Origin of the sequence: Jeotgalibacillus alimentarius, assembly GCF_000829445.1 — a bacterium.
Lineage (GTDB): Bacteria > Bacillota > Bacilli > Bacillales > Jeotgalibacillaceae > Jeotgalibacillus > Jeotgalibacillus alimentarius.
The window spans coordinates 55,219-82,208 of record NZ_JXRQ01000030.1; the positions used below are offsets into that span (position 1 = coordinate 55,219).

The following is a 26,990-nucleotide window of genomic DNA, read 5'->3' on the forward strand; positions in this document are numbered from 1 at the left end:
TGTTCGGTGTAAAACCGGTCAGGTTCGACACATAACACCGCTTGTTCGACGCTGAACCCGGCTGGTTCGCCACTCACAGCACAACCTTCGCCACATAGGGTAATTTGACCCACTAAATTCAAGCACAATAAAGCGGCCAGCACATCGCCAGCCGCTTTATTCACTAAAAGTAATATCTCATATCACTTCAACCTCCGTCCCAACATGCACACGCGCTTCACCAACCCCAAGCTTCCCACGCAGCCGAGCAGGCGAATCAGTAAACACACCATCCACAAATTGAAGTGAAATGCCTTTCAGGTCTTCGGGTTCATTCACAGTATATAATCTGATCGGCAGTCCTGCCGCTTCGGCGCGGAGGGATTCTGCCGTGTGCATGAATCCGGGCCGCGCATGGATGGCATCTGCGCCAAGGTGGCGGGCACATTTGACGATGCCGTCTATGTTGTCCCATACAAGCACAGCAATAGAAACAGAACTGCTGATATCGCGTACACGCCTTAAGGTTTCCAGATTGAAAGAGGAGAGCACCACCCGATCTGCCAGCTCATGACGCCTCACTGCATCGATAACAACCTGTTCGATCCCCGGGTATGGTTCACGGTCTGTTTTCAGTTCGATATTCAGCTTCAGCTCTGTACGGCCAATCCATTTCAGGACTTCCTCTAAAAGCGGAAGCGTTTCTCCGGCGCATGCCTGGTTGTACCAGCTGCCGGCATCGAGCTGCTTGAGTTCAAGCACAGTCATATCTTTCACAGCGCCTGTCCCATTCGTCGTACGGTCTACGGTTTCATCGTGTATGACGACGGCTTCTCCATCCTTTGACAGCTGCACATCAACTTCAATGCCATCTGCTTTTTCGCGCAGAGCCTGTCTGAAAGCGGCCATGGTGTTTTCAGGACACATCGTGCTTGCGCCGCGGTGGGCATAAAAGGTTGTCATATGCGTGCCTCCTTCTGTTCAGTTACCGTTTTTGGCTGCATCCACTTCAAGTGCACGGTTTGTTTCTTCTGCTGCCTGGTCAAGTGCTTCCTGCGGGTCCGCTCCCTGATATAAGCTTTCCATAGCATTGACTACACGCTGTCTTGCTTCAGGGAATACTGAGATCAGTGCGCCGCCTGTTGCTGCATTTGCCTGCGTTTCTTTCAGCTGATCAACTGTTACTTTTAATTGCGGATATTCCGCCCACTGATCAACCACAATCTGCTCCTCGTATGCTGCCGGGTTGATTGCAAAGTAGCCTGTATCCACGTGCCACTGTGCCTGTGCTTCAGCTGATGATGCGTACTTCATGAATTCCCATGCACCCTGCTTCTGCTCAGCTTCGATGTCATCTGCCATCCAGAGTGACGCACCTCCGATGATCACACCGTTACGCTCTGCATCATCCGGTACTGGCAGGTAACCAACACCTACTTCAAACGGGGCGTTATCAATCATCCCTTTTACACCTGCAGATGAATCAAGAATCATCGCTGTCGCACCCGACTGGAACGCTGCACGCATATCATCCCAGTTCTGACCTGAGTTATAGAATGTACCCTCATCATGCATATCCTTGATTAAGTTGAAGACATTTAGGCCCTCTTCTCCGTTAAATACCGCTTCAGTTGCCTGACCTTCACGTCCATTTTCAGCGTCAACGAACAATCCGCCCTGCGCTGCCACAAGCTCTTCAAAGAACCAGCCATAGTTTAAAATTGAGAAGCCTTTCTGCTCACCTTCAGTCAGTGCCGCTGCAGCTTCTTTCAGCTCGCTGTAAGTCATTGGCGACTTTTCAGGATCAAGTCCAGCCGCTTCAAATGCGTCCTTGTTATAAATCAGAACCGGCGTTGACGAGTTAAATGGCATTGAATACTGAACGCCATCCACGCTGTAGTAATTTGTGATATTTTCTTCCCAGATTGATGTATCAAAGCCTTCTTCATCAATAAAGTCCTGAACGGGCTGAATGTGCCCTGAGTCGATCATGAATTTTGTTCCGACTTCAAATACCTGCATCATAGCAGGCGATTCGTCTGTTCCTGCCACTGTGTTCAGCTTTGTCAGCGCCTCTTCGTATGTACCCTGGAAGACAGGCTCAACTTCATATTCCTCCTGGGATGCATTGAAGTCGTCCACTAATGTATTCAGTGCTGTCTCAAGCTCGCCGCTCATCGCATGCCAGAAAACAACTTCTGTTTTACCAGTATCCTCAGCAGGTGCTGCTGTTGCATCTGTTGTCTGTACCGCTTCCTCTGTTTCACTTGTACACGCCGCCAAAAGTAGTGCCATTGCTGTTGAACCGATCCAAAGCTTTTTCATTGATTGTTTCCTCCTTATTTTAGCGCCCCTTGTGTGAGGCCTTCCTGAAGTCGTTTTTGCCCTGCAAATAATAGAATCAATGTCGGTAAAATCACCATGACCACACCTGCCATCACAACGCCCCAGTCACTTGCAATCTCCTGGGTCTGCATCTGCTTTAAGCCGATCTGAACGGTGCGGTTCGCCTCATTATTCGTGACAAGAAGCGGCCACAAATACATATTCCATGCCGTTAAAAAGCTGTAAATCGCAAGCGTTGTGATGGTCGTTTTCGCAACTGGAAGCACGACACCGGTAAAAAAGCGCAGCTTGCTGATGCCTGCAATTTGAGACGCTTCATATAATTCTTTTGGAATCGTCTTGAACTGCTGGCGTAATAAAAACGTGCCAAATGCCATGGCGAAAAACGGAATCGTCAGCCCTGCATAACTGTTGAGCCAGCCAAGCGACTGCACCGTCTGAAAGTTCGGCACCATTGTCGCTTCCCACGGAATCATCATCGTGGAAATGAACAGGTAGAAAATCCACTCACGCCCTTTAAACTCAGTAAATACAAACGCAAAAGCTGCCAGACTGCAAAGAATGAGCTGTCCGGCCATAATCAGCACAGACACCAACAGACTGTTCCAGAGATACGTGAGGAGCGGCACCCGCTCGAATGCAGACACATAGTTTGCAAGAGAAAAAGTTTCCGGCCACAGTGAGCCCTGCAGTACTTCTCCACCCTGCATAAAGCTTATGAGAAAGGCGTAAAGAATCGGGAACACCATCACAAGTCCTGAGACGGTAAGCGTCATATAAAGTAAAACCTTTTTTCCCATGCTCACTGATAGTGCACCTTCCTTTCACCGATTTTGAACTGAAGCACTGTGACGACCAGCACCGTCACAAACAGCAGCACTGCCTGCGCACTGGCGGAACCAACGTTATAGTTGATAAAAGCGTCCTTATAAATGGAATAGACAATCACGTTAGTGGACTCCATCGGCCCGCCTTTTGTTAACAGATCGATCTGGCCGAACGTCTGAAACGCATTGATCAAAGAGACCGTTGTCACGAAAAAGAGCGTTGGTGACAGCATCGGCAGTGTAATTTTACGCAGCTTACATGACTCGCTTACACCTGCAATCCTTGCACTTTCATACAAGGACTGATCAATGTTCTGCAGACCGCCAAGGAGAATTAGAAAAGCAAAGCCAGTATTCATCCAGATCGTTGCAATCGAAACAGAAAGTAATGCGTACTGCGGATCCAGCAGCCACTGCACGCCCGAAATATTCAGCGCTGCGAGTATCCGGTTGAACAACCCTATCGATGGATTAAACAGAAACATCCAGATCACAGAAGATGCTGCTACACTCATCCCCATCGTCGCAGAAAACATCGTGCGGAAAAGGCCGATGCCTCTCAACTTCTGATTCGCTAAAATCGCAAGTGCAGTCGCAAGCACAATCCCTGCAGGAACTGTATAAAGTACAAATAGCGCAGTTGCCTTTGCACTGATTTGAAAACTCGTGGACTGAAACAGATTCAGGAAGTTCTCCCAGCCCACAAAGACAATCGGCACACCCTGCGAATCGGTTAAAAACAAACTCAAGTACACAGTCCTGACCATCGGATAGAAGAGAAAAACCCCAAACAGCAGCAGCGATGGCAGCAGAAACAGCATGCCGGTTGCCCAGTTGGACCAGGCACGCTTCCGCTCCACCTGGCGATCAGCGGTGAATTCGTGCTGCATTGTGGTCATAACGACACCTTCTTAACTGGCGCTGCCTCACATACAATCCGCTCACCCTTTTCAGCTGAAAATAACGCCAGGTGACGATCATCTACGCAGATCCGGATCTGTTCTCCAGGCTGAACGCTGCTCTGACCCGGCCATTTTGCAATCCACTGCGTAGCCTCTCCAAAGTCGAAAGTAACAAGCGTCTCCGTTCCCAGCACCTCTACATTTGCGACCTGAACTAAAAACCCAGGCTCACTATCCTTCGCAAGCGAGATATGCTCCGGCCTCACGCCAAGCGTCACGCGTCCTGAACCGATCTTCTGCTTCATAGCTGCAGTCACCGGCGTCATCCAGTGACCATCAGCAACCAGTACAGAATCCTTCATCTCCGCATCAATCAGATTCATCGGTGGTGACCCGATAAACGAGGCTACAAACGTATTCGCCGGATTGTTATATACATCGAGCGGCCGTCCGATCTGCTGTACGTCGCCGTCTGATAAAATCATCATCCGGTCTGCCATCGTCATTGCCTCTGTCTGGTCATGCGTCACATAAATCATTGTCAGACCAAGCTTTCTCTGCAGCTGCCTGATCTCAGAACGCATCTTTGCACGCAGCTTGGCATCAAGGTTTGAAAGCGGTTCATCCATCAGACAAAGCGGCGCCTGCGTGACAACTGCGCGGGCAAGTGCTACACGCTGACGCTGACCGCCTGATAGCTCGCGCGGCTTCCGCTTCATATAATCTGTGAGCCCGAGCATCCCGCACACTTCCTTACAGCGTTCCTTCTGCTCTCTTTTTGACACCTTTTTAACATGTAAGCCAAATGTGATATTCTGCTCTACTGATAAATGAGGGTACAGCGCGTAATTCTGAAATACCATCGACAGATCGCGTTCGCTCGGAGTTAAAGCATTTGCCCGCTTCCCATCCAGTGCAAGCTCGCCTGATGTGATCGATTCGAGTCCTGCGATCATGCGGAGCATCGTACTTTTCCCGCAGCCTGAAGGCCCGACCAGCACAAAAAATTCACCCGGCTCGACTGTGACGTCAATTGCTTTTAACACGTCCTGTTTTCCATCATAGGATTTCGTAATCCCTTTTAACTCAACCTTCCTCATTGCGTCACCTCCACAAGCGGCTTCCAAAGATGCGTCCTTCCTGTAGAAACAGCTGTCGCACCGCGCTCAATCGCCTTCTCCATCTGTCTGCGGTTCTGGATCAGGCCACCTGTAATAATTGGAATATCCGTTTTCTTTTTTACATGATCAATCAAATGTGGCACCACACCAGGCATCAGCTCCAGAAAATCAGGCTGTACCTGCTCCGCACTCTCAAGTCCGTTCTTTAAAGCATCTGAATCGATTAAAAACAGACGCTGAATCACAATTAATCCTTCTTTTTTCGCAGCCGTCACAAGCGATGACTTCGTTGTCACAATCCCGGTTGGCTGAACATGCCGCGCAATAAACTTTAACCCTTCACGGTCATAGCTGATCCCCGGAATCTTCTCAATATGTAAAAACACATCACGATTATGTGACTTCAGAAAATCCACATACCGCTTGATCACCGTAAGATTTCCAAGCAGTAAAAAGGCCGCCTTAATGTCTGTCTCTACAAATTCCTCAAGCTGTCTGGGCTCTTTGATCGACGCAATCACCCGTGACTCTTTCACTCTATCTAAAAACAAAACGCTCACTCCTTTTCCACCGGTACTGGCATAAAAAAATCCACGAAAATATAAAGAGGCCTATCTGTCTCTCGTTTTCGCGGTTCTCATCAGCCATACCGGACTGCTATTCACTTGTCTTTCACAGCTATGATGTTACAGATGGAATGTTAAGGAAGTTTGAAGGGATTGTAAGGGGATTGATAAGGTTTTGTTAATGCGGGTGTGGGACTGGTGCGGGAATGGTTCGGCGTATCTTGCTGGATGTTCGACTTATAACTGTTGGGGTTCGGCGGATGTCCCCGCATGTTCGACGCTTTCCCCTGTCCGTTCGACACTTCTCACTCAAACTTCGACGTTTAGTGTCATTAGACCCACCTCACAAACCACAAAAACCCCCTGACCGATCCACCGGCCAGGGGGTTTTCAGCGCGAATCTGCAAGTTACGCAGTACGCACATTAAAGCTCACATCAATATTTCCACGCGTCGCATTAGAATAAGGGCACACCTGGTGGCCTTCCTCTACCAATTGACGAGCTGTTTCTTCATCTACACCTTTGATCAGTACATCCATTTCCACTGATAGCGCATAACCTGCATCGCCTTTATTCAGTGATACGTCTGCTTTGATTTCAGAACCGTCATGCTTAATGCCTTTTTGCATGGCAACAATATTCATTGCTGAATCGAAGCATGCAGCATAGCCTGCTGCGAATAGTTCTTCAGGGTTACTTTTTCCTGCTGTATCAGCGCCTGGCATTGGCATTGCAAGGCCAAGGTCGAATGATCCGCTTTCTGCTGTTACGCGTCCTTCACGTCCGCCTACTGCTGTTGCTGTTGAAGTAAATAGCTTTTTCATGAATGATTCCTCCTGTTAAATGTGATATATTTAAGTTGTGTACAATTTAATTTTATACAACTTAAATATTTTTGCAACTAATATGATTCTCTCAGGAGGAGATTTTTTATGAATCCCTTACATTTATCCAATCAATTATGCTTTCCCTTTTATGCGATCTCTAAAGAAATCATTAAGCGATACCGTCCTTTTTTAGCGCCGCTGAATCTGACTTACCCGCAATATCTGGTGATGCTTGTACTATGGGAAGAAGATTTTGTCACGTTAAAATCAATTGGTGGACGGCTTCAGCTTGATTCCGGCACGCTGACACCGCTGGTTAAAAAATTGATCCAATCCGGTTATATAGAAAAAGCACGGAATCCTGAAGATGAACGCCAGCTCGTGATCAGGCTGACTGAACGCGGGAGAAGCCTTGAAGAAGAAGCAAAGGAGATCCCGGCCCGAATTAACGAAGTACTTGGCCTGAATAAAGAGGAGTACGATCAATATAAAGACATGCTCGATGAACTGGCGGGTAAACTGGATATTAAGCGTGAGAATGGGTATTGCTGAGTCGTGTGGAGAGGATGTTCTAGGTAAAACGGCGGATGTTCGCCGTTCACAGTCATAGGTTCGAAGGAAAACCCGGACAGTTCGTCACTTCTCATAACATCTTCGCCACATAGTATAAAAAGACCTATACCACCAATCAACAAAACCGCCGGCTGGATCTGTCATCAGCCGGCGGTTTTATTCATTTGCTCCACTGTCCACTTTTTAAAGTCCGCGGCAGTGAGCGGTTTAGAAAAGTAATACCCCTGAATAGTCAGATCAGCAGACAATGTATGAAGAAAATCAATCTGCTCCTGCGCTTCAACACCCTCGATGATGATTGCGAGTTTGAGAGATGCACACAGGTCGACTATTGCACTCAACAGACCGGCATCTTTTAGTGAAGTTGGTACTTCATCGATAAACGATTTATCGATTTTAATCGTATTAACCGGCAGTTTTCTCAGGTAGGATAGGGATGACAGCCCTGTTCCAAAATCATCGAGAGCAACAGATAAACCGAGCTTTCTGTAATCACTAACGGCTGCGATCGCATTATCGATATCGTGGATTACGCTCGTTTCAGTGATTTCGAGCTCCAGCATGGCAGGGTCAATTCCGTGTGCTGCAAGCTGAGCTTTGATTACGTTCATCAGCTTCGGGGAAGTCAGATAGATTCCCGGTATATTAATAGAAATGGGTCCAAAATTAATATGGTTTCCTGACCAGGAGGCGATTTGTGCACATACCTGCTGTACAATCCAATCCGTGAGATCACACACTTTTTCATGTTTTTCAAGCAGTGGGATAAAAACAGCCGGTGAAATAAATCCGTGTGCCGGGTGCTTCCATCTGATAAGCGCTTCTGCCCCATTAACACGATGCGTTTTCATGCATACTTTAGGCTGATACACTATATAGAGCTGGCCCTCTGCCTTCGCTTGTTCGAGATCGGCAACAACCTGACTTTCAAAGTTGTAAGTGTGAATCAAATGGTCGTATTCGATTACTTCATTTCTGTCATGAGTTGATGGGTGTTCTAAGACGGCAATAGCATTTGAAAACAGCTCCCAGCCGTTTTTCTTTTCAATATAGGAAAACGCAGCAGTCATTTCGACTATAACTGACTGGCTGACAATCTCAAGCGGCTTTGACAATTCATTTAAAACACGTTGCATTGCTGATTTCGCTCTGCTGACAGACTGCTCTTTCAGATTGAGCACAGCAAACCGGTTTTCCTCAAGCCTGTAGATGCGGGCATGCGCAGGTGCGTTCTTTTGAATCACATGCCCAATTTCAGCGACCAGCTGATCACCAAAACCGAACCCCTGGCCGTTGGTAAAAGCAGCGAGGTTCCTGATATGGAGGACTGTCAGACTGCCTGCAATTAGCTGCTGGTTGATATCTTTCTCAAATTGCCGCTGATTCGGAAAAAGTGTCAGGGAATCAAAGTGACTCATCCGGTGATCCACATAACGGTCAAGCACACTGGTGAGTCCCGATATCAGAAGAATTAAAAGCATTCCCACTGCCACGAATCCAACAAGACCCATATCCATTTCATGCGCATGCATATGATACTCGACCGGTTCGTCTGTATAAAAAACGACCGCTGCCATTCCAATATAATGCATACTCGAAATCGCGCCGCCCATCAGTATGGCTGTGACAATTTTGATCAGCTGGTTTCCCATAAAACGCTGAAGATTTGAAAAAACGTAGAGCGAAACGTATGATACAGCAACAGCCACAAGGATAGAGGCAATAAACATCCACGTTTTATAATAATAGTCAACGCTCATGATCATTGCTGCCATCCCGATATAATGCATAGCTGAAATACCAAACCCCATAATCAGCCCTGCTGAGAGAATCGGATATAATGACTTTCTTGGCCGATTCGCAAAATAAAAAGCCAGATAGGATGCTAAGATAGCAGGCACTATTGAAATAAACGTCCATTTTGTATCATAAGACATCTCAACCGGTATCATAAGTGCACTCATGCCGATAAAATGCATCGACCAGATCCCAAGCCCCATCGCAAATGAAGCCAGTACCAGCCAGAAATTCTTATGAAAAAAACTACTCTGCTGCATCCGCTGATTCATCGACAGCGCCACATAAGCAGACACACAGGCAATTACGACAGATAAGACCACAAACCCATACGAAAATTCACCATCCACAACAGTAATCGAATCTAACCCATCCGATGAGAACATACCCTCCAGGCCTCTTTTCTCTTTTATCTACAGCTTGTAAGCTGATATCTATGTATCACTCATTATAAAATATTTATGTATATATATCTATGTGTAATTGAGTTTTTTGGGTATTTAGTATGCATAATACAGGGACGGAAGTTAACGTGTCATCTCATGACACGTTAACCTCCGTCCCCGTAGTGCACAGTGCACACAACTCTTTAATTCGTCACAACTCTCAGCCCGACAACAGCTACAACAATCAGCGTCAGAAAGAAAATACGCTTACGGTCTGCAGGATCGCCGTAGAAAATCATTCCCACAACCACACCTCCGATTGTGCCCATCCCTGTCCAGACTGCGTATGCGACGCCGAGTGGAATGGTGGTCATCGCAAATGACAAGAGGTTCAGACTGGCAACGAACCCGCCGATCAGGAAGGCAAATCCGCTCAGCTTTTTGCCTGATGAGATCCGCTGCATCCCATTAACGCCTAATACCTCACAGAATCCCGCAATAATTAATGCAATCCAGCTCATGACTGCTGCACCTCCTTCTCGTTTTCATCCGTGACAAACTTCAATCCGACTACACCGACCAGTAGGATAACCACAAAGAAAATCACGCCTGCACTGACGCCGGCGTCAAAAAAGATCATATCGACTATGACTGTTCCAAGTGTGCCAAGTCCGACAAACACTGCATATACAGTAGCTGTAGGAAGCTTGGTTGAAGCCTTCAGTAACCCTACGAAGCTCACAATAATTGCGCCAATCGTAAGCGCCCACGTTAATCCATTATGCGCATATTTCAAGCCGGTTGCCCAGCCAACTTCAAATAATGCTGAAATTGCTACTACTAACCACCACACTAAAATCGCTCCTTTTCCAAATAAAATAAAAAACCCAGGACATATCACTTGTTAAGTGGTATCTCCCGGGCTTTTCTCCCTCCGTGTACAAAGATTGCTCTTTGCGCTTTCTCTCGGACCAGACCCGTAATGGCGGAACCCTAGAAAGGCTTTAATGTCTATGGCGTTTTCGTCACTCATATTATTACAGGCTCATTCAATAGTCAAGTAGATGAACCAAGACTTACTGACTCAATCTTATTCTGATAATTACGACTTTTAATGAATATAAAGAACTATAAAAATTAGGACTTTTTTATCAATAAATCCTTTTTTATAGGCATATTAGTGTCATAATCATTCTCGTGCGTTACAGCAACCTTATATTAATATATTATTTTTAACATAATATTCTTAAAATAAGGTTCTTTTGAATCACAAATCTCAAACAGGAAGGTGTGCCGGATGTTAATCGTTGATAACCATATACTATCTCCGTTTCTCATTCAAAGTGCATTAAAACACAGCATACCGATTTATTATCATAACGATAGACGTGAACTATCTGTAGCACCGTTTTCAAAGCTGTTGACCAACTCGGAAAGCTGCTTAACGATTTTAGAGAAAAACAACCCTGATCACCCGCATATGATTGCGTCAAAACTGGTCAAAAACAAGGCCGCTTTCCAGGATCTGATTTCATCTGTAAACCCTGACTACTTCTTCTCACTTGTATCACTTCAGGATTTGCTGACGCTGGATAAGAATGATATATTGATTGAAATAAAGTTTGCAGGGATCTGTCACTCAGACCTTCACACTGCACACGGCGACTGGGGAGAAGTGAACTATCCTCTTGTACCGGGTCATGAAATTGCAGGAATTGTCACTGATGTCGGTGAAAATGTAACGAAATATAAAGTCGGGGACCGCGTTGGCGTCGGCTGCATGGTTGACTCATGCGGTGAATGCGAAAACTGTAAAACTGGCGAGGAACAGTACTGCCTGAAAGGGAATGTGCCTACTTATGCAGGCGTGGATAAATACGGCGAGCCGACACAGGGCGGTTATTCTACACATATCGTTGTTGTAGAGGACTTTGTGCTTGGTATTCCTGAGAGCATTCCGCTTGATAAAGCTGCACCGCTTCTTTGTGCAGGGATTACAACCTTCTCACCACTTAATCATTGGGAGGCTGGTCCCGGCAAAAAGGTAGCAGTAGTGGGAATGGGCGGACTTGGCCATATGGCGGTTAAAATTGCGCATGCCATGGGCGCTGAAGTAACAGTTCTTTCACAGACACTGAATAAAAAGGAAGACGGTCTGGCATTTGGTGCAAGCAGTTATTACGCAACAAGTGACGATGAAACATTTGAAAAGCTTGCAGGTACTTTTGATCTGATTATCAATACCGTCAGTGCGAAGCTTGATATCAACGCCTACCTTTCACTGCTGACACTGAACGGCACGCTCGTCAATGTCGGTGCCCCTGCTGAACCGCTTGAAGTCAATGCATTCTCACTCATCCCGCATCGACGTTCATTTGCCGGATCCATGATTGGCGGTATCCGTGAAACGCAGGAAATGCTCGACTTCTGTGCAGAACATGACATCGCACCAAGCATTGAAGTGATCTCTGCTGATGAAATCGATGAAGCGTATAAGCGCGTGATGGATTCTGATGTGAAGTATCGTTTTGTGATTGATATTAGTACGATGTGATTTGGGCAGCACAATGGGGACGGAGCTTAGTGTGCCATTATAATAATCATTCTAAAACCAGCCCGGCAGTTTCTGCCGGGCTGGTTCAATTATATAAAGCGTATTGAATCAAACAGCTCTCTTTCCCCAGATACACTTCAACACCATCACGGCTCACTTCTCTAAACTTCAGCTTCTCAAGCATCCTGCGTGAGCGGACGTTTGCTTCATGGGTTTCCGCGTAAAATGTGTGGAGGTTCAACTCTTCCACCCCATATTCTATTATAAGACCAGCTGCCTGAGCGCCAATGCCTTTTCCCCACACAGCACTTTTGCCAATCGCAATGCCAAGCTCAGCTGATCCGTTATCGATTGAGGCTAAGTCTGCATAGCCGATCAGCTCTCCGTTCAACTCCACGCCCATCCGCAAAAAACCCTTTTCAGCATTATTCACGCAATGCCTCCACCAGCGCTGCAGTTCGTCTATCTTTCTATTAGACTGCCAGCCATTTGCCTCACAAAAAACTGAATCACGGCTCCACGTTAAAACATCTTTAAAATCCTCTTCATTAATGGATCTTACTCTCATATCCATATCTATCACTCTTTCTTTGTCGTCACTAACAGCTCATCATACAACCTGCGCTTGTCAGGAAATTCGTCGAGCACCTTGTACTCTATAGCCGGAGATGCCGCGATGTAAATAAATGAATCTTCAAGCTCCAGGATGATATCGCCCAGCCAGACCTCCCCTTCATCTGTGAATCCATATCCCCATACATTTTTAATTTCACTCCGAAAGGTTGTAAAGCTTGCAGATGAGACAATATATTTTTGCTGCCCGAATTCTGTTTCTTTATAGTTTAATGGTGCAGGTGTATCCTGCTCTTTAACGATCAGTGCATCATTTCCTGAGTACAGCTCTTCCCACTGAATCAGCCAGAACTTTTCATCACGATCCGCATGTTCCTTCATAAAACAAAGCACACCAGGAGATGCGATGACAGAGATCTTGTTACCGTCTTTATATGTATGCAGCATATCACAATAGATCGCAGAGACATTCATTCCTTTTACTTTTGTAAGAAAGTCGAAGTTTGTTTTCATGGTCTCCCCCCTTTTTAAAATGTGATTTTCATCAGGATTTCAGGTAATTTATATGATCCGTTATCGCTTACTCCACCCTCACACTTCTGTCTCACACATGTGAATTCCTTTATTTTCCTGTAAAATAGAGTAAGATATTATACCGCTTTTACATACAGGAGGAGTACGACATGGTCATTGGCTTACATCACGCTCAAATTACGATTCCAAAAGGGACTGAAGAAGAAGGCAGAAAATTTTATTGCGAGGTTTTGGGCTTTACTGAAAAAGAAAAGCCTGAATCGTTACGGGGCCGGGGCGGCTTCTGGCTGAAAGCTGGCCATGCTGAGGTTCATGTAGGAACTGAAGAAGGCTTTGACCGGACAACCACAAAAGCGCATCTTGCTTATGAAGTGACTGATTTGAGCCATTGGAAGAATACGCTTGAAGATGAGGGAATTGAAATTCTGGAAGGTATTCCGATTCCGGGTTTTGACCGTTTTGAATTCAGGGATCCTTTTGGAAATAGAGTAGAGATGATTCAGAGGATCGACTGATTTAATGAAAAAGGTGACTGAACACTTTGAGGCCAGTCACCTTTTCTCATTAACCCCTTACTTTTTTACACACATAGATCATCTCATAGCTCTCGTTTGTCACTGGAGTCTCTTTCCAATCCTGATAAAGATGTACGATTTCAAATCCATGCGCAATTAGTAATCTTTCCATCTCTTTTGGATACACGTATCTCAAGCTGATATTCGTCCGCTTTTCATCCACAGCCTCATCATTGCTGTTTTTATATGTACGAATGGTCGTATAATGCTGAATCTGCTGAAGCGCGTCATAGCGGCTGATCGTGGAGACGTCCACTTTATATTCCCCGTCCCGATAGGTTCTCCAGTATTCCTCCGTCTCAGGCTGAAGCAGCTCGTCAGCATGTGGAAATCTGGTGTTGAAAATAAAGATGCCGTCTTCTTCTAGATGCCTGTTCACAGAAGAAAGCAGGTCATCCTGATCTTCATTGGTCAGGAAGTGCTGAAAAGAGTTGCCTGCTGAATAGATGAGCGGGCTTTTCACACTCAAATCAAGTCTGGTGCAGTCCTGTTGGATCCAGTCGATGGACAGCCCCGCTGCATTGCTTTCTGCCTGATTCAGCATCCCTTGATGTACATCTACACCCAGCACCTGAAGCCCGCTCTCTGCTAAAGGAATCTTTACCCTCCCTGTTCCGCAGGCGATATCAATGATTGTGCCCTGGCTGTCTGATGCCCACTTATGTAAGAGGGTAAGCTCTGGGATATAATGTCCATTCTCTTTATCATAGAGTTCCGGATCGTCGTATTCTTCAGAATTAAACATGATGTTGCCTCCTTATTGACCTAATCTCATCTCACTGGTTTCAATCAGTGGTTCTGATCTGCCCGTCAGGATATACATACCAGCGTTGTTCCACGTGAAACCCTGGTAAGGCGTATTATGTACCGCTTTTCGTCCCGAAGATTCTATCTTCTTCATGATAGGCAATGACTTTGTTACGCCCTGTCCGCTTTGCTTCATATAGCGCTTTATCTGCCTGGTTCAGTAACTGGAACAGGCTTTCATCCGACAGATGTGTGGCTGTTGCTACACCCAAACTCAGTGTGATGGATAGCAGCGTTTCTTCAGTTTGAAACGGATGATTTTCTATATGCTGACGAAGGCTTTCAGCCAGTTTCATCCCTTCATTCAAATCCTGGTTTTTCAAAGCCAGCACGAATTCTTCCCCTCCATATCGACCGAATAGCTGATCACCTCCGAGCTTTCCCTTACACTGATCAGCCATATGCTTAAGCACCATATCTCCGACAGCGTGTCCATAGGTGTCATTTACTTTCTTGAAATGGTCGATATCCATTAGGATGACTGTCATTGGAAGTGACCTTTCCACCGCTTCAGTATAATGCTGTTTACAGTGTTCAAAAAAAGCACGTCTGTTATAAATTTGAGTAAGTTCATCGTAGTAAGCCAGATGCTCAAGCTTCAGCTGCAGCACTTTTACCTCCGTAATGTCAGTAAAGATCAGCAGCTGTCCTTTATGGTGAAGACCGTGGTGAAGCGGTGTTGATCGTACTTGATAAGTGAAGGAATGCCCGTCTGCCCCTGACAGCTGCAATTCCTGCTGAGCTGCTGTCTCAGCTGCCTGAAAAGGAAACGGTTCTCCTGCCAACTGTTTCCATACTATATTGAATTCATGTCCAAACATTGCTTTGGTCAGCTGAGGAAACATCTGTTCAGTTGTCTGATTGTATTCAATGAGCCGCCGCGAGCTATCCAGCACAATAACCCCGTCATTAATACTGTTAAAAATAGTCGTCTTCGCAATCGGCATAATTCTGAATAGGCGGGAATAGCCAATCGCCCAAAGATATAGAATAGATGAAACCCACATGATCACAGGTACTGGATCAATGCCTGGCGGCGTTAGACCAATCAGATAAATAAAAGCAGTAACCATTGGTATAAACTGTCCCAGCATCAGTGCAGCAAGCTGCTGACGGTACTCTCTATCTATATCCCTCCAATGAGACATTAATAAATATAAAGCGACAAACATACTGGAAAAAGTCGTGATACCATGCACCAGATACCAGATACCAACCTCCTGATAAACATAAGGTGCACCCAGCACAGGATCTACTTCATAGACACGGTAATACAACTGGTGAAAATCATTCGTCGCCACCATCAAAAAAGTCACTAATGGAATGATCAGAAGAGATAGATACCTTTTTTTCAATGCATTGATACCTAAATACTGCATCACAAACAGCAGACCCACAGGCGCTGAAAAAGGCATACCTATATACAGGATTACTGTCCAGAACTTAATTTCGCCAAGCGTTTCAGACATAAGACCAAACGCAGTACCAAAACAGTAAATACTGATCAGTAACGTATAAGCAATAAACAGGCTTGCAATGCTCGTATACTGATGCCGCTTAAAAAAGACGTACAGACTTAAAAACAAATTTAAAACACCTGACGTACAGGTGAGTGTAATATATGTAAATAATTCTAAATTCACGATAAGCACCCTCTTTTTGCAGGAACTTTTTATTTAACTTTAGCATATGTGAATTTAAAATAGAGCGTTTTGAACTATTTCACTTTAAAGTTTTAGTATTTTTTGATCAGTATTTACTATGGGATTTCAAATCACATGTTTGTATATGCTGCTTTAAAAGGATTACCTGTTAATATAATCTCTACACCTGCGTTCGAAATGAATAAATTAAAACGGATAGAAGTTTAGACCAGTTTACTGAGAAAAGATAATCGTTGTTTCGTTAACCCATCTGTTCTTATTCTCCAAAAGAACCAGCATATCCAAATAAAGTCACGAAAAACAACAGAACGAACACGCCACTGACCATCAATGCACTCACTGGAGCCAGCCTTGCTTTACCACTTTCTTTTCTGAGACCCAGCACCCCGAAAATAATACCAAGTGATGCCGTAACGATTGTGAATTGAAGAAACACAACAATTGCACCAAATCCATTTACAAAAATCATACCGAAAACAAAGATGAACTGAAAAACGAATAACAAACATACAGCAATTGAAATTTTCCCCGGAAGAGAGACTGGCATATGATCACTCCTTCTTATCAACTTCAATGTTCCACGTGAAACAAATCAGGTCGTGCTTCTGAGTTTTTCTTGAAGTGTTATATAGATTATTGTCATTTACATTAAACAGCAAAAATATCAGAAAAATTAATCATTTCCTTTTTTTATGATATCACATTTATTAAGTAGGCGGTTTGTTGAGTACGAAAATGAAAAACATTATGTATTTTTCTGCAGGTATTCTTGCTGTTACATTCTTTATTCCGTTGCTAAAGGCAATGGGCCTTCCTCCATTTGACGTTGTTTTGACTGCAATGTTTGGGGAAGGAAATCCACTTGCGCTTGTCTTCTGTGCAGCACTGATTGCTGCTGTGTTGTTTGTGATGAATTTTATCGTAAGAAGAGAGGCACGTGCTGAGTGAATGCGTTTTTGGGCTGTGCACTATGGGGACGGAGGTGAAAGAGTCGTGAGATGACCCTTCCACCTCCGTCCCTGTTTTTTATGATGCATTCCTCCCTTAAAAACGGTACAATCAATACAAATAACTGGAAGGTGTGGTTACATATGAAAAACGCTAAAAATATCGAGGTTACTGGGCTTTAAAACGGGTAGTTCTATATGAATGCCCGTCAGACTGAAACATACAGGGGGAGCATTCTTGTTAAATAACACAGGATTTAATTTATGGGCAAATGATTATGATCAGACGGTAAAGGTGAGTGAGGAAAGTAATACGTATCCTTTTGCCGGCTACAAAGAAATATTGAATACGATTTTTAATGCAGTGATGCAGCAGAAAAATACTGACGTGCTTGATATCGGATTTGGTACAGGTGTCTTGACGAATAAGCTGTATGAAAATGGACATTTGATTGATGGAGTCGATTTTTCTTCTCAAATGATCTCTATCTCCCAGGTGAAGATGCCTGCTGCAAATCTGATGGAGTGGGATATTACAAACGGAATCCCGCCTGTCCTTCAGGATAAAAAGTACGATTTTATTGTCAGCACGTACACACTTCACCATCTGAATGATAATGAAAAGGTTAATTTTATCCGCGAACTGTTATCTCATTTAAAAACAGGCGGTCAGCTATTGATTGGTGATATTTCATTTGAAACGAGAGATCAGCTTAATACATGCCGTACAGATAATCTTGCGCATTGGGACGAGGATGAATTTTATTTCGTATTCGATGAACTGAAGGCTTCACTTGAGGGAAATTGCGAGATTGAGTTTCACAAGGTTTCTCATTGTGGTGGCGTGATGGTCGTAACTGAATAATGTGATTGATATGAGGCAGCTCCGGTTATTTAGCCGAGCTGCCTTGTTTTTATAGACAAGTTGTTAAAATCCGATATCGTATGTGTGCAGCAGACAAATAAAAACTGCTTCATTTAGATCAGGTCTTAGAAACTCCAGTGTCATTTCACGTGGCGGGAGGCTTTTGTTATAAGACATTGTAAGCACCAGTTCATCTTCCAGGTAAACCCTGGTTTCTTTATCACCAAAGTCACTCTCAATATTATATTCTGTATCATCCATGTAAAAGATTGCACGAGGGTGGGTTTTCACCATACTTTTATCCTGTAAAATAAAGTTAGCATCTGATATTAAATTATTTACTTCCCATCTCGGACGACCAAACATTTTTACGGCATCAATCGTTTCTGCAACCGCTTCTCCATTACGATAGACTCTTACATTCGTAACGAAGCCCGGCATAATTCCCGTCAGTACAGACTGCCACTTACTCTGAAAGAACCTTTCAATTGTATACACTTCTTCGTTATATATCCCTTTGACTGAAATGGCTTCCATTGAGTTTGTTAGGGCCGGCATTTGATATTTATATGTATTCATTATTTTAAAACCTCCTGAGTGTTAATAAATTACACTTTAGCGCTCATGAAAATGGATGTCTATGACAAGCGCCAGTGCAATAATCAACGCTGGATCAATCGTTTGCTGATCAAGAAGAATTGTACGATACACATCAGGTGCGACAATCAATTCTTTTAAGCTGAAAGGGGCTGCAGTCTTCTCGACTTTCAGTATATTTTCCCCTGACTCATTGGTAAATGCAAAACGGGTCGCATAAAAATCGGCTGAGCCTCTGAACAGCTCATGACTTTGACTTGATACCGTTACAGAAGGCTTACGCTGTTTAAAATTTGCTTTTGCCTCAATGGTGTAAACTGATTGATCCTCCGAAATAAATTCATATGTACTGCTGAAGCCTTTGTTCTTTTTTAACATACCGGTATGCTGGTCCTGCTGATTAAGGATCTTTAAGTGCATGCTCGTCACCGAATACAGACTGAGTCCTTTTAACAGCAGGTTGACCTTATCCCTTGAGCTTGTAAGATCCTCCTCAATTGTGCCAATGAGCTCCTGTTGATTTCTGATCGCATAGCGTTTGCTTTGGCTTTTTATGCTATTTTCCTGACTGATGATGTATTCACTATATTGCTGCATATGTAAAACTCCTTATTTCTTCGCCAGAATCGTAAACTCCCATGGAATATTCTCCCCCTTCCAGCCGCGGTGTTCATCAAAACGATCTAAAATAAACCCAATATTGATAACAGAATTAATGATTTCGCTTAATGTATAATACCTCAAAGAGACATCAGGAAACGCCTGCTGTTCTGATTCATCAAAGAACTCTTTGTAAGAAATATCCCCCTTAGATAATGGCTGATCAAAATAAACAGGATGATAACGGAGGTCCTCGTCTATGCATCTTTTCACCGGGTGATAGTCGCTTAAAATCATACGGCCGTCTTTTTTCAGCATGGAAAAAAGAATCGTCATCAATTGATCAATATCATTAAAGTAATGCAGGATCCCTCCTTCCAAATAAAGCAGATCAAAGGAATTGCTATATGTTTTCAAATCAATATCATATATGTCGCCTGTTATGTACTGAATCGTCATGTCTGCATGATGAGCTAATTCCAGCGCATATCTTTTATTCTCTTCTGACAGATCGAAAACAGTTACCTCGGCTCCCAATAAAGAAAGAGGAACCGCTTTTCTGCCATTTGATCCGCAAATGTTAGCGACCTTCACGCCTTCTATCTCTTCAAAGTAGGGTTGATGTTTTTTCAGGGCTGCTGTTGGATTGTTTATGATCTCTTTTGCCTTATCCTCCGGGGTACCGTCTCTTTTACACCAGAACTCATATGCACGGTGCTCCCAAGCAAATTTATTTTGCCTGCTCTGATGATTCATGTGGTACATCCTCTCATTTATGGAAGTCAATCTGTGTGACTATTATACACTTAGCTCCGTTATTTTTTCACACACCTCCGTCACACTCTTGCGCCTATAATCATGTAAACTATACACAAAACAACCAGACAGAGGTGAAGACAATGATACATATTCTTGCGGTAGATGATGATGCACGGATGCTGGATTTTACAGGACGCGAGCTGCGTGAAGCGGGTTATCAGACGATATTGGCGTCAAGCGGTGATGAGGCGCTGAGACGCCTTGAGGCTGAACGGGTGGATCTGGCTGTGGTGGATGTGATGATGCCGGGAATTGATGGGTTTGAGCTGACAAAGATGATTCGGGAAATGTATGGGATTCCCGTGATTCTGCTGACGGCGCGGCATCATATTGAGGATAAGGAAAGAGGATTTTCTGCAGGTTCTGATGATTATATCGTAAAGCCCTTTGAAGCAAAAGAGCTGCTGTTCAGGGTGAAGGCGGTGCTCAGACGGGTACACGGGTCTGATGAGACGCTGACGGCCGGTGATCTGGTCATTGATCGCAGAAGCTACGAGATCCGGATTGGCGGTAAGAAACTGATTATACCTTTGAAAGAGTTTGAACTGCTCACACTGCTTGCTGCCCACCCGGGTCAGGCTTTTTCACGCGATCAGATCATTGAGCGCGTGTGGGGATTTGATTATGAGGGAGACGAGCAGACAGTGAATGTACATATTAAAAGGCTTCGCAGTCGGCTCCAGCATTCAGAGGTTGAAATTGTCACTGTGCGCGGTATCGGATACAAGCTCGAGGTCATGCAATGAATTTATATGTGAAATTTATCTGGTTTACTTTCACCACGATGCTGCTCAGCAGTCTGATCGGATTTCTAGTCATGAATGTGTATTATGACCTGAACCTGAAGGATGCGAATAATGATAAAAATATGCGGATTTTAATTGAAGTAGCGGAGCAATTAGAGTCCGGGTCCGGTCAACCTGCTGAAACACTCAACCTTCTCGGAGATGCCGGATATCAGTTTTACCTGACCGGAAATGGCCGGAGTGAATTTTACGGTGGTGAGTACCGGGAGCAGTCACTGAGTGATGACGTTATTTCAAGTGTGTTAAATGATGAGCAGTATCACGGCATCAGTGAGTTTCCACGGTCGGCGTTTATCACTGGATTTTTTGCGAATGAACTGCGTAATACAGTTGGGGTTCCGGTCACAATTGAAGGGGCAGATTATGCGCTGTTTATGCGACCGGATATTGGACTGCTCTTTCAGGAGCTGCACTGGCTTTTTGCCGGGCTCGCTGGCGGTATCATTTTACTAAGTTTTCTGTTAATGATGATTGTGGCAAGGCTTTTAACGCGACCGATTGTGCAGCTGACTGAAGCGGCTGAACAGATGGAACGTGAATCATTTGATCAGCCGCTGAAGGTAAAGCGTCGTGATGAGATCGGTCGTCTCGCTGAGCGATTCACTGCGATGCGGACACAGATTGCCCGGTCCATTCAAAAGCGTGAGGAATTCGTTCATAATGTCTCACATGATATTCAGTCGCCTCTTCATAAAATCCAGAGTACCCTTTCACTGCTTGAAAAAGAAACACTGACTGAATCGGAACGTCAGCATTATTATGGAATGATCCGGGGTGAAGCAGCACAGATTTCCAGTCTGACAAAGCAGTTGCTGATTCTGGCTTCTTTTAACGAAGAGGAAAGCCTCTCTGAACAAGTTGAAGTCAGTACGCAGCTGACAGCGATCATTGAGCGGCTTAGGTATTTATTTGATGAAAATGGACTGGCAGTTGCGGCTGACCTGGAGCATGCGACAGTCCGTGGAAATGGTGTTCTGCTGCAAAGTGTATGGGAAAATCTGCTGACAAATGCGATTAAATACAGTCATGGTGGCGGCCTGGTTGAGGTGATCTGCCGCGCAGAAAAAGATCATGTGGAAGTCATCATTAAAGATGAAGGAATTGGCATGACTGAAGCACAGGTCGCACAAGCATTCGATCGTTTTTACAGAGCAGATGAAGCAAGGTCAGAGCAGGGTTCGGGGCTCGGTCTCTCCATTGTGAAAGAAATCATTGATCTTCACAGCGGGACTGTGCGGATCGAAAGTGAGACAAGTCAAGGCACAACTGTAAAAGTACGGCTGTAGAGCAATTGTTACGCATTGTTCATGCTCCGTTCATCTTTCCTCTATAAGATTGGGCTTATCAGTTCAACAGGAGGAAAAATGATGAACCTTGCATGGAAAGAAATGAAGAAGAACAAACTGAAGTTTTTTATTCTGGGCAGTATCGTCTTTCTCGTGAGCCTGCTGACCTTTGTGATCTCAGGACTTGCGAATGGCTTATCAGAAGATAACGCCTCGCTGATCCGCAATATGCCTGAAGGTCAGTTTCTGATGAGCAGCGATGCAGAAGAAACCTATTCTATGTCTGTAATTGACCCCGGGCTGCGTGATCAGGTGATTAGTGAACATGGCGGCTATGCCATGTCACTCCAGATGGGCTTTCTAACCGATGATGAAGACAGGCAGACGGGTGTGACTTTTGTTCATTCAGGAGATCATCAGGTTTCTAACGGCAGAATCATACTTGATGAATCCCTTCAAAAAGATTATCAAACCGGCGATCATCTGACACATGAACAGTCCGGCACCACATTTACAGTCGCAGGATTTGTTCCGCAGGCAAAGTTCAGCCATGCACCATCTGCCTTTTTATCAGCAGACGACGCTGAGCAGATAACACGCACAAAAGCTTCCCAGCTGATCTTTGTGCCGGGTAGTGATGAACTCAGCGTATCCGGGCTGACTGCCTTTTCTAAAAGTGAATTCTTAAATACAATTCCCAGCTACAATGCAGAACAGCTATCGTTAAATATGATCGTCTGGTTTCTGATTGCCATCAGCGGGATGCTTTTTGGGATCTTCTTTTATATGATGAACGTTCAGAAGATCGGCCTGTACGGTATTTTAAAGGGACTTGGCGTGAAAACACGGGACTTGTTCCGGATGATGTGGACACAGCTCATCATCATCACCCTGATCGCGCTGACTGCGTCACTTTCTATAGGATTTTCACTAAATGCCGTGTCTCCGGGTGACCTCCCCTATCTGCTTGCACCAGCTACAGCTTTTCAGCTCTCAGCTGTCTTCACTTTAGTCGGCTTTTTTGGTGCAACACTATCAGGCGTTCAGATTAAACGAATCGAGCCGCTGCAGGCGATCAGACAGGGAGAGGTGTAAACATGATGGAATTAAAACAGATCGAAAAATCATTTTCAGCTGGCGAAGTGTCTGAACAGGTGTTAAAAGGCGTGACACTGACCATCGAAAGCGGCAAACTGACTGCATTAACCGGTGTATCAGGCTCCGGGAAAAGCACACTGCTTTCAATTGCAGCAGGCCTGCAGTCCACGACTTCAGGCAGTGTGCTTTTTGACGGACGCGACCTGACCTCGCTCGATCAGGAAGAATTAAGAGCACTGCGCGCCGGATCATTCGGCTTTGTCTTTCAGTCATCGCACCTTGTTCCGTTTCTGACAGCCGCTGAACAGCTGGAACTTATGCTGAAAACCTCAGGCAGAAAGCTTTCTAAAAAGGCAGCCGCTGCTGAGATCAGCCGCGTACTCACCAGGGTGGGAATGGAACACCGACGGAACGCATACCCTGACACCATGTCAGGCGGTGAAAAACAGCGGATCGCGATTGCAAGGGCCCTGATTCACCAGCCAAAAATTGTCTTCGCTGACGAACCGACCGCTTCACTGGATTCGAAGCGGTCACACGACATCATGAAACTGTTAAAGGATATAACAACAGACACCGGGACAGCTGTTCTAATGGTGACGCACGACGAGGAAATGCTTGGTTATGCGGATCGTGTCGTGGAGATGCGGGATGGGTTGATCGGGTAATTTGCACTGCCTCCCCGGAGGTTAAAGTGTCCTCCCTTGACACTTTAACCTCCGCTTTAATTTGGTCGTTTACCCATTTTAAAGCTTCATCTCATTCATCCGCTGCTCGTAATAGCCCAGCACATAGCAGTCATATACCTCTGCCAGCTTTACCACCAGCCTCGCACCATCCGGCATTGATTCCCATCCGTTATCTGCCTGTTCATCTAAAGCCCGCTTCATTGCCGATAAAACCTCTTGATCAAAAGGCCTGTTATGTAAAAGAGAACTTGCAAGCGCACTGTTAATAAAGTCGTACACTTCAGCACGTCTCTGTGCTTCATCGAGCAGATTAACAACGTCACATCCCAGTGCTGAAAGTGCCCCCTGTCTCAGGATCTCGGCCTCTTTTGCATGAAGAGAAATGCTGCCTTCATCAACTTCTGTAAACAGGAAGCGCTTATAATCAATTGGTTCAAAGTCAATATTGTGCCCAAATCCCCCATACATCCTGGTCATATCATGATACATCCACAGAATTTGCTTGATCGTATTCCGGCACTCGTCAAAGTGATCCCATGTCAGGATGAAAGAATTGTTCATCTCACCTATCCTCCTAAAACATTTTTTACCATTATACAATACAGTGCGGATTCCAGCCTGATATTAACCCCATCCCCTTGCACTTTCACCCAAATCCTATTAAAGTATATAAAGACCAAAGTCAAGTGTAACCAGTCATTGGTGTGAAAATATATTATTTCGGGAACGTGTTTTCCTTTATAGAAAGGGTTCAGATATATGTTGAAAGATAACTTTTGGCAGGAGTTACCGCGGCCGTTTTTTGTGCTTGCGCCGATGGAAGCGGTGACGGATGTCGTGTTTCGTCATGTTGTCAGTGAAGCAGCGAGACCGGATGTGTTTTTTACGGAGTTTACGAATTCTGAGAGCTACTGTCACCCGCGCGGTAAAGACAGCGTAAAGGGACGGCTTACCTTTACTGAAGATGAGCAGCCGATCGTCGCGCATATCTGGGGCGATAAGCCGGAGTATTTCCGTCAGATGAGCATCGGGATGGCTGAAATGGGCTACCGCGGTGTGGATATTAACATGGGCTGCCCAGTGCAGAACGTTGCAGCAAACGGAAAAGGGTCAGGGCTGATCCGCCATCCGGAGACTGCAGCTGCCATTATCCAGGCAGCAAAAGCGGGAGGCCTTCCCGTCAGCGTGAAGACCCGCCTTGGCTACACGCATGTGGATGAGTGGCATGACTGGCTGAAGCATGTTCTTGAGCAGGATATTGCCAACCTTTCGATTCACCTGCGTACGAAAAAAGAGATGAGTAACGTGCCTGCGCACTGGGAGCTGATCCCTGAGATCAAAAAGCTGCGCGATGAGATTGCACCGCACACGCTGCTTACGATTAACGGTGATATCGAGGACCGCCAGATGGGCCTTGAGCTTGCTGAGAAGTACGGAATTGACGGTGTCATGATCGGACGCGGTATTTTCCATAATCCATTCGCATTTGAAAAAGAAAAGAAAGAGCATACAAGCGAGGAACTGCTTGATCTGCTTCGTCTGCAGCTTGACCTGCATGATAAGTATTCAAGAGAGCTTGAGCCGCGTGCCTTCAAGCCGCTCCGCCGATTCTTCAAGATCTACGTCCGCGGATTCCGTGGAGCAAGTGAACTGAGAAATCGCCTGATGGAGACAGAAACAACAGATGAAGTACGTGATCTGCTGAATGAGTTCATGGAGCAAAATGGTGTGAATGAAGAGCAGGGATTTTCAGTTTCTAAATAAGTGAAGCGCAGTCTGGGACCCAGCCTGCGCTTTTTTTAACGTTTCTCTTTCAAAAAATCCTTTACTCTCTCAACTGAGCCCCCTCTGTCATACCTGCTGTACAGCTGATCTGCAAGCCTGATCGAATCCCCAAAAAAGAACCGTTCATATAATTGCTGCCTTGAACCAAAGGCACTCATCGATAGATCCCATGCAAGCCGGAACAATTTAACCCTTTCATATCCATCCTGACAGACGGACTGTAAATGATGATTCAACAGCTCTTTTTGGTCTGACGCAAAATCCTTTTCAGAAGGAATGGCGACCAGTCCGCTTGCACTCATCAGCTGAATGATTTCGATAAAGCGAGGGTAGATACGCGGGTAATAATTCACCGCAGCCAGAAGCGGGTTCGGATCAGGCGTCATCGTGCCCCACTGGTTGATTTTTGCATTTCGCTCTGATTCGTGTAAGAAGCCCTTCATTGCTTCAAGCGCGATAGCCACTTCTGAAAACTTTTCCCTGACATGCTGGTATTCACTGATATTTATACTGTTAATGATTAATTGAATTGTTCCGGTAATAAACTCCGATTTAACCACGCTTTTTGACACAACCTGGTGCGCCGTCTGTTCAAACATATTACTTTGGCTGTATAAAAGATTTTTTACAAAAGAACTTCCATGCAAAAACACTCGCTCCCACGGAACAAGCACATTGTCAAACACAACAATTGCGTCCATTTCGTCATACCTTGAACCTAACGGATGGTCGTAAGAGGCATCTTTATAGGCAAAAGATTCACGGCATATAAAAGATAACCCCGACGTATCACACGGGATTGCAAACGCGTAAGCAAAAGCTTCATCATCCACGTTTGACGGCACCGGATAGACCAGAATTTCATCTGTCATGCCAGCCTGAGTGGCTAGGATCCGCGACCCATGAATGACAATGCCGTCTTCTGTTTTTCTGACCATCCGTGCTGCAATCTGTTCACCTTCTGCTTCCTGTCTGCCACGGTTATTCTGAGGACTGACAAATACGTGTGTTAACGATAGATCATGTTCCTTTACGTATTGATAGTAATCCCTGATGTTTGCTGCACACTTTTCGTCTTCAGCAGTAAAAAGCTCTGCTGAAGCATTTAACACCATCAGAATTGTATTCATGTAGTCCGGAGATCTCCCCATCATCCCGGCATGGCTCCTCGCCCATTCCTGTATCATCAGCCTTCTTTTCTCTAGATCTTCTTTAGTTTTTGGTTCTAAAAAAGACACTCCTATACGGTTTCCTGACTCTGTAGAGACAAACGTCATTATCTCCTGTAGTTCCGGCTGATGCTGAAGGTCATACAGCTTCGCCTGGCTTGCAATCACCCCTTTAAAGGCTTCATGCTCTGAGATATTACCGGTAACCCGGCTTCCGTCGAGCCATATATTCGTTTTCAGCTGATCAATCCGGCTGACATACTGCTTCCCCGTTGAGATACCCATTAGGACGCACTC

Annotated in this window: 30 protein-coding genes and 1 riboswitch; of the genes, 10 read left to right on the plus strand and 20 right to left on the minus strand. The window is 45.1% G+C overall.

The features are described from left to right. Nucleotides 1-177 precede the first annotated feature (177 nt). From KP77_RS16720 to KP77_RS16750, 7 genes are all read right to left on the minus strand, one after another. Entirely contained in the window at nt 178-942 is a 765-nt protein-coding gene (locus tag KP77_RS16720; protein WP_041123899.1) for a glycerophosphodiester phosphodiesterase, read from the minus strand. Between the two features lie 18 nt (nt 943-960). After that, on the minus strand, nt 961-2,304 hold the full coding sequence (locus KP77_RS16725) for an ABC transporter substrate-binding protein (RefSeq protein WP_041123900.1): 1,344 nt from the start codon (nt 2,302-2,304) through the stop codon (nt 961-963). A gap of 14 nt (nt 2,305-2,318) precedes the next feature. Continuing rightward, a complete protein-coding gene (locus tag KP77_RS16730; RefSeq protein WP_152614767.1) occupies nt 2,319-3,125 on the minus strand; it encodes a carbohydrate ABC transporter permease in 807 nt (268 codons plus the stop codon). A gap of 2 nt (nt 3,126-3,127) precedes the next feature. Next, complete coding sequence (locus KP77_RS16735; protein WP_407637943.1) at nt 3,128-4,042, minus strand: carbohydrate ABC transporter permease; 915 nt, start codon at nt 4,040-4,042, stop codon at nt 3,128-3,130. Nucleotides 4,043-4,047: 5 nt separating this feature from the next. Next, entirely contained in the window at nt 4,048-5,154 is a 1,107-nt protein-coding gene (locus KP77_RS16740) for an ABC transporter ATP-binding protein (RefSeq protein ID WP_041123903.1), read from the minus strand. Continuing rightward, complete coding sequence (locus tag KP77_RS16745; RefSeq protein ID WP_152614764.1) at nt 5,151-5,735, minus strand: glycerol-3-phosphate responsive antiterminator; 585 nt, start codon at nt 5,733-5,735, stop codon at nt 5,151-5,153. The genes KP77_RS16740 and KP77_RS16745 overlap by 4 nt, the downstream gene beginning before the upstream one ends. A gap of 414 nt (nt 5,736-6,149) precedes the next feature. Further along, the gene (locus KP77_RS16750; RefSeq protein ID WP_039812722.1) at nt 6,150-6,566 is read right to left on the minus strand and encodes an organic hydroperoxide resistance protein; all 417 of its coding nucleotides are present in this window, start codon (nt 6,564-6,566) and stop codon (nt 6,150-6,152) included. Between the two features lie 108 nt (nt 6,567-6,674). Between KP77_RS16750 and KP77_RS16755 the strand changes: the two genes are divergently transcribed. Beyond that, nucleotides 6,675-7,121: a MarR family winged helix-turn-helix transcriptional regulator gene (locus KP77_RS16755; RefSeq protein WP_041123905.1), complete on the plus strand. Its 447-nt coding sequence runs from the start codon at nt 6,675-6,677 to the stop codon at nt 7,119-7,121. Nucleotides 7,122-7,285: 164 nt separating this feature from the next. On the opposite strand, the gene KP77_RS16760 is transcribed toward KP77_RS16755, so the two are convergent. From KP77_RS16760 to KP77_RS16770, 3 genes are all read right to left on the minus strand, one after another. Then, nucleotides 7,286-9,325 carry a bifunctional diguanylate cyclase/phosphodiesterase gene (locus tag KP77_RS16760; RefSeq protein WP_041123906.1) on the minus strand — a complete coding sequence of 680 codons (2,040 nt, stop codon included), beginning with the start codon at nt 9,323-9,325 and terminating at the stop codon, nt 7,286-7,288. 203 nt (nt 9,326-9,528) lie between these two features. Next, the gene (locus tag KP77_RS16765; protein WP_041123907.1) at nt 9,529-9,846 is read right to left on the minus strand and encodes a DMT family transporter; all 318 of its coding nucleotides are present in this window, start codon (nt 9,844-9,846) and stop codon (nt 9,529-9,531) included. Further along, nucleotides 9,843-10,178 (minus strand): DMT family transporter, encoded by a 336-nt coding sequence (locus tag KP77_RS16770; protein WP_041123908.1) that lies wholly within the window; start codon nt 10,176-10,178, stop codon nt 9,843-9,845. The genes KP77_RS16765 and KP77_RS16770 overlap by 4 nt, the downstream gene beginning before the upstream one ends. 60 nt (nt 10,179-10,238) lie before the next feature. Then, nucleotides 10,239-10,333, minus strand: a riboswitch (guanidine-I (ykkC/yxkD leader). A gap of 289 nt (nt 10,334-10,622) precedes the next feature. Here KP77_RS16770 and KP77_RS16775 point away from each other — a divergent pair. Beyond that, nucleotides 10,623-11,879: an NAD(P)-dependent alcohol dehydrogenase gene (locus KP77_RS16775; RefSeq protein ID WP_407637942.1), complete on the plus strand. Its 1,257-nt coding sequence runs from the start codon at nt 10,623-10,625 to the stop codon at nt 11,877-11,879. A gap of 85 nt (nt 11,880-11,964) precedes the next feature. Here KP77_RS16775 and KP77_RS16780 read toward each other — a convergent pair whose 3' ends face one another. Together KP77_RS16780 and KP77_RS16785 are read right to left on the minus strand one after the other, a co-directional pair. Then, nucleotides 11,965-12,453, minus strand: coding sequence for a GNAT family N-acetyltransferase (locus KP77_RS16780; RefSeq protein WP_041123909.1), 489 nt, complete (start codon nt 12,451-12,453; stop codon nt 11,965-11,967). Nucleotides 12,454-12,458: 5 nt separating this feature from the next. Continuing rightward, nucleotides 12,459-12,965 (minus strand): hypothetical protein, encoded by a 507-nt coding sequence (locus KP77_RS16785; RefSeq protein WP_041123910.1) that lies wholly within the window; start codon nt 12,963-12,965, stop codon nt 12,459-12,461. Between the two features lie 170 nt (nt 12,966-13,135). Here KP77_RS16785 and KP77_RS16790 point away from each other — a divergent pair, with 170 nt between their 5' ends. Beyond that, nucleotides 13,136-13,501 carry a VOC family protein gene (locus KP77_RS16790; RefSeq protein WP_041123911.1) on the plus strand — a complete coding sequence of 122 codons (366 nt, stop codon included), beginning with the start codon at nt 13,136-13,138 and terminating at the stop codon, nt 13,499-13,501. A gap of 49 nt (nt 13,502-13,550) precedes the next feature. On the opposite strand, the gene KP77_RS16795 is transcribed toward KP77_RS16790, so the two are convergent. The 3 genes from KP77_RS16795 to KP77_RS16805 form a co-directional block, all read right to left on the minus strand. Next, entirely contained in the window at nt 13,551-14,306 is a 756-nt protein-coding gene (locus tag KP77_RS16795; protein WP_041123912.1) for a class I SAM-dependent DNA methyltransferase, read from the minus strand. A gap of 115 nt (nt 14,307-14,421) precedes the next feature. Next, nucleotides 14,422-16,011, minus strand: coding sequence for a histidine kinase N-terminal 7TM domain-containing diguanylate cyclase (locus KP77_RS16800; protein ID WP_041123913.1), 1,590 nt, complete (start codon nt 16,009-16,011; stop codon nt 14,422-14,424). 277 nt (nt 16,012-16,288) lie between these two features. Beyond that, entirely contained in the window at nt 16,289-16,579 is a 291-nt protein-coding gene (locus KP77_RS16805; RefSeq protein ID WP_041123914.1) for a hypothetical protein, read from the minus strand. 176 nt (nt 16,580-16,755) lie between these two features. Between KP77_RS16805 and KP77_RS16810 the strand changes: the two genes are divergently transcribed. Together KP77_RS16810 and KP77_RS16815 are read left to right on the plus strand one after the other, a co-directional pair. Next, nucleotides 16,756-16,980, plus strand: coding sequence for a hypothetical protein (locus KP77_RS16810; RefSeq protein WP_152614765.1), 225 nt, complete (start codon nt 16,756-16,758; stop codon nt 16,978-16,980). A gap of 237 nt (nt 16,981-17,217) precedes the next feature. Beyond that, a complete protein-coding gene (locus tag KP77_RS16815; RefSeq protein WP_041123916.1) occupies nt 17,218-17,844 on the plus strand; it encodes a class I SAM-dependent methyltransferase in 627 nt (208 codons plus the stop codon). Nucleotides 17,845-17,907: 63 nt separating this feature from the next. Here KP77_RS16815 and KP77_RS16820 read toward each other — a convergent pair whose 3' ends face one another. Genes KP77_RS16820 through KP77_RS16830 form a run of 3 tightly spaced genes read right to left on the minus strand, consistent with a single transcriptional unit; the run spans nt 17,908 to nt 19,797 of the window. Beyond that, entirely contained in the window at nt 17,908-18,423 is a 516-nt protein-coding gene (locus KP77_RS16820; protein ID WP_041123917.1) for a tubby C-terminal domain-like protein, read from the minus strand. A gap of 36 nt (nt 18,424-18,459) precedes the next feature. Beyond that, nucleotides 18,460-19,038 carry a hypothetical protein gene (locus KP77_RS16825; protein ID WP_041123918.1) on the minus strand — a complete coding sequence of 193 codons (579 nt, stop codon included), beginning with the start codon at nt 19,036-19,038 and terminating at the stop codon, nt 18,460-18,462. A gap of 12 nt (nt 19,039-19,050) precedes the next feature. Beyond that, complete coding sequence (locus tag KP77_RS16830) at nt 19,051-19,797, minus strand: class I SAM-dependent methyltransferase (RefSeq protein ID WP_041123919.1); 747 nt, start codon at nt 19,795-19,797, stop codon at nt 19,051-19,053. 143 nt (nt 19,798-19,940) lie between these two features. On the opposite strand from KP77_RS16830, the gene KP77_RS16835 reads away from it, so the two are divergent. The 4 genes from KP77_RS16835 (at nt 19,941) to KP77_RS16850 (ending at nt 23,718) form a co-directional block, all read left to right on the plus strand. Beyond that, nucleotides 19,941-20,606: a response regulator transcription factor gene (locus tag KP77_RS16835; protein WP_084218764.1), complete on the plus strand. Its 666-nt coding sequence runs from the start codon at nt 19,941-19,943 to the stop codon at nt 20,604-20,606. After that, nucleotides 20,603-21,952, plus strand: a complete 1,350-nt coding sequence (locus tag KP77_RS16840) for a HAMP domain-containing sensor histidine kinase (RefSeq protein WP_041123920.1) — start codon at nt 20,603-20,605, stop codon at nt 21,950-21,952. The genes KP77_RS16835 and KP77_RS16840 overlap by 4 nt, the downstream gene beginning before the upstream one ends. Before the next feature lie 81 nt (nt 21,953-22,033). Next, the gene (locus KP77_RS16845; protein WP_041123921.1) at nt 22,034-23,047 is read left to right on the plus strand and encodes an FtsX-like permease family protein; all 1,014 of its coding nucleotides are present in this window, start codon (nt 22,034-22,036) and stop codon (nt 23,045-23,047) included. Nucleotides 23,048-23,049: 2 nt separating this feature from the next. Then, a complete protein-coding gene (locus KP77_RS16850) occupies nt 23,050-23,718 on the plus strand; it encodes an ABC transporter ATP-binding protein (protein WP_041123922.1) in 669 nt (222 codons plus the stop codon). 78 nt (nt 23,719-23,796) lie between these two features. Here the strand turns inward: KP77_RS16850 and KP77_RS16855 are convergent, their stop codons facing one another. Next, entirely contained in the window at nt 23,797-24,300 is a 504-nt protein-coding gene (locus tag KP77_RS16855) for a hypothetical protein (protein WP_041123923.1), read from the minus strand. A gap of 201 nt (nt 24,301-24,501) precedes the next feature. On the opposite strand from KP77_RS16855, the gene KP77_RS16860 reads away from it, so the two are divergent. Further along, entirely contained in the window at nt 24,502-25,503 is a 1,002-nt protein-coding gene (locus KP77_RS16860; protein WP_041124017.1) for a tRNA dihydrouridine synthase, read from the plus strand. Between the two features lie 35 nt (nt 25,504-25,538). Here KP77_RS16860 and hpaB read toward each other — a convergent pair whose 3' ends face one another. Further along, nucleotides 25,539-26,978, minus strand: a complete 1,440-nt coding sequence (gene hpaB, locus KP77_RS16865; protein ID WP_041123924.1) for a 4-hydroxyphenylacetate 3-monooxygenase, oxygenase component — start codon at nt 26,976-26,978, stop codon at nt 25,539-25,541. Between the last annotated feature and the right edge of the window lie 12 nt (nt 26,979-26,990).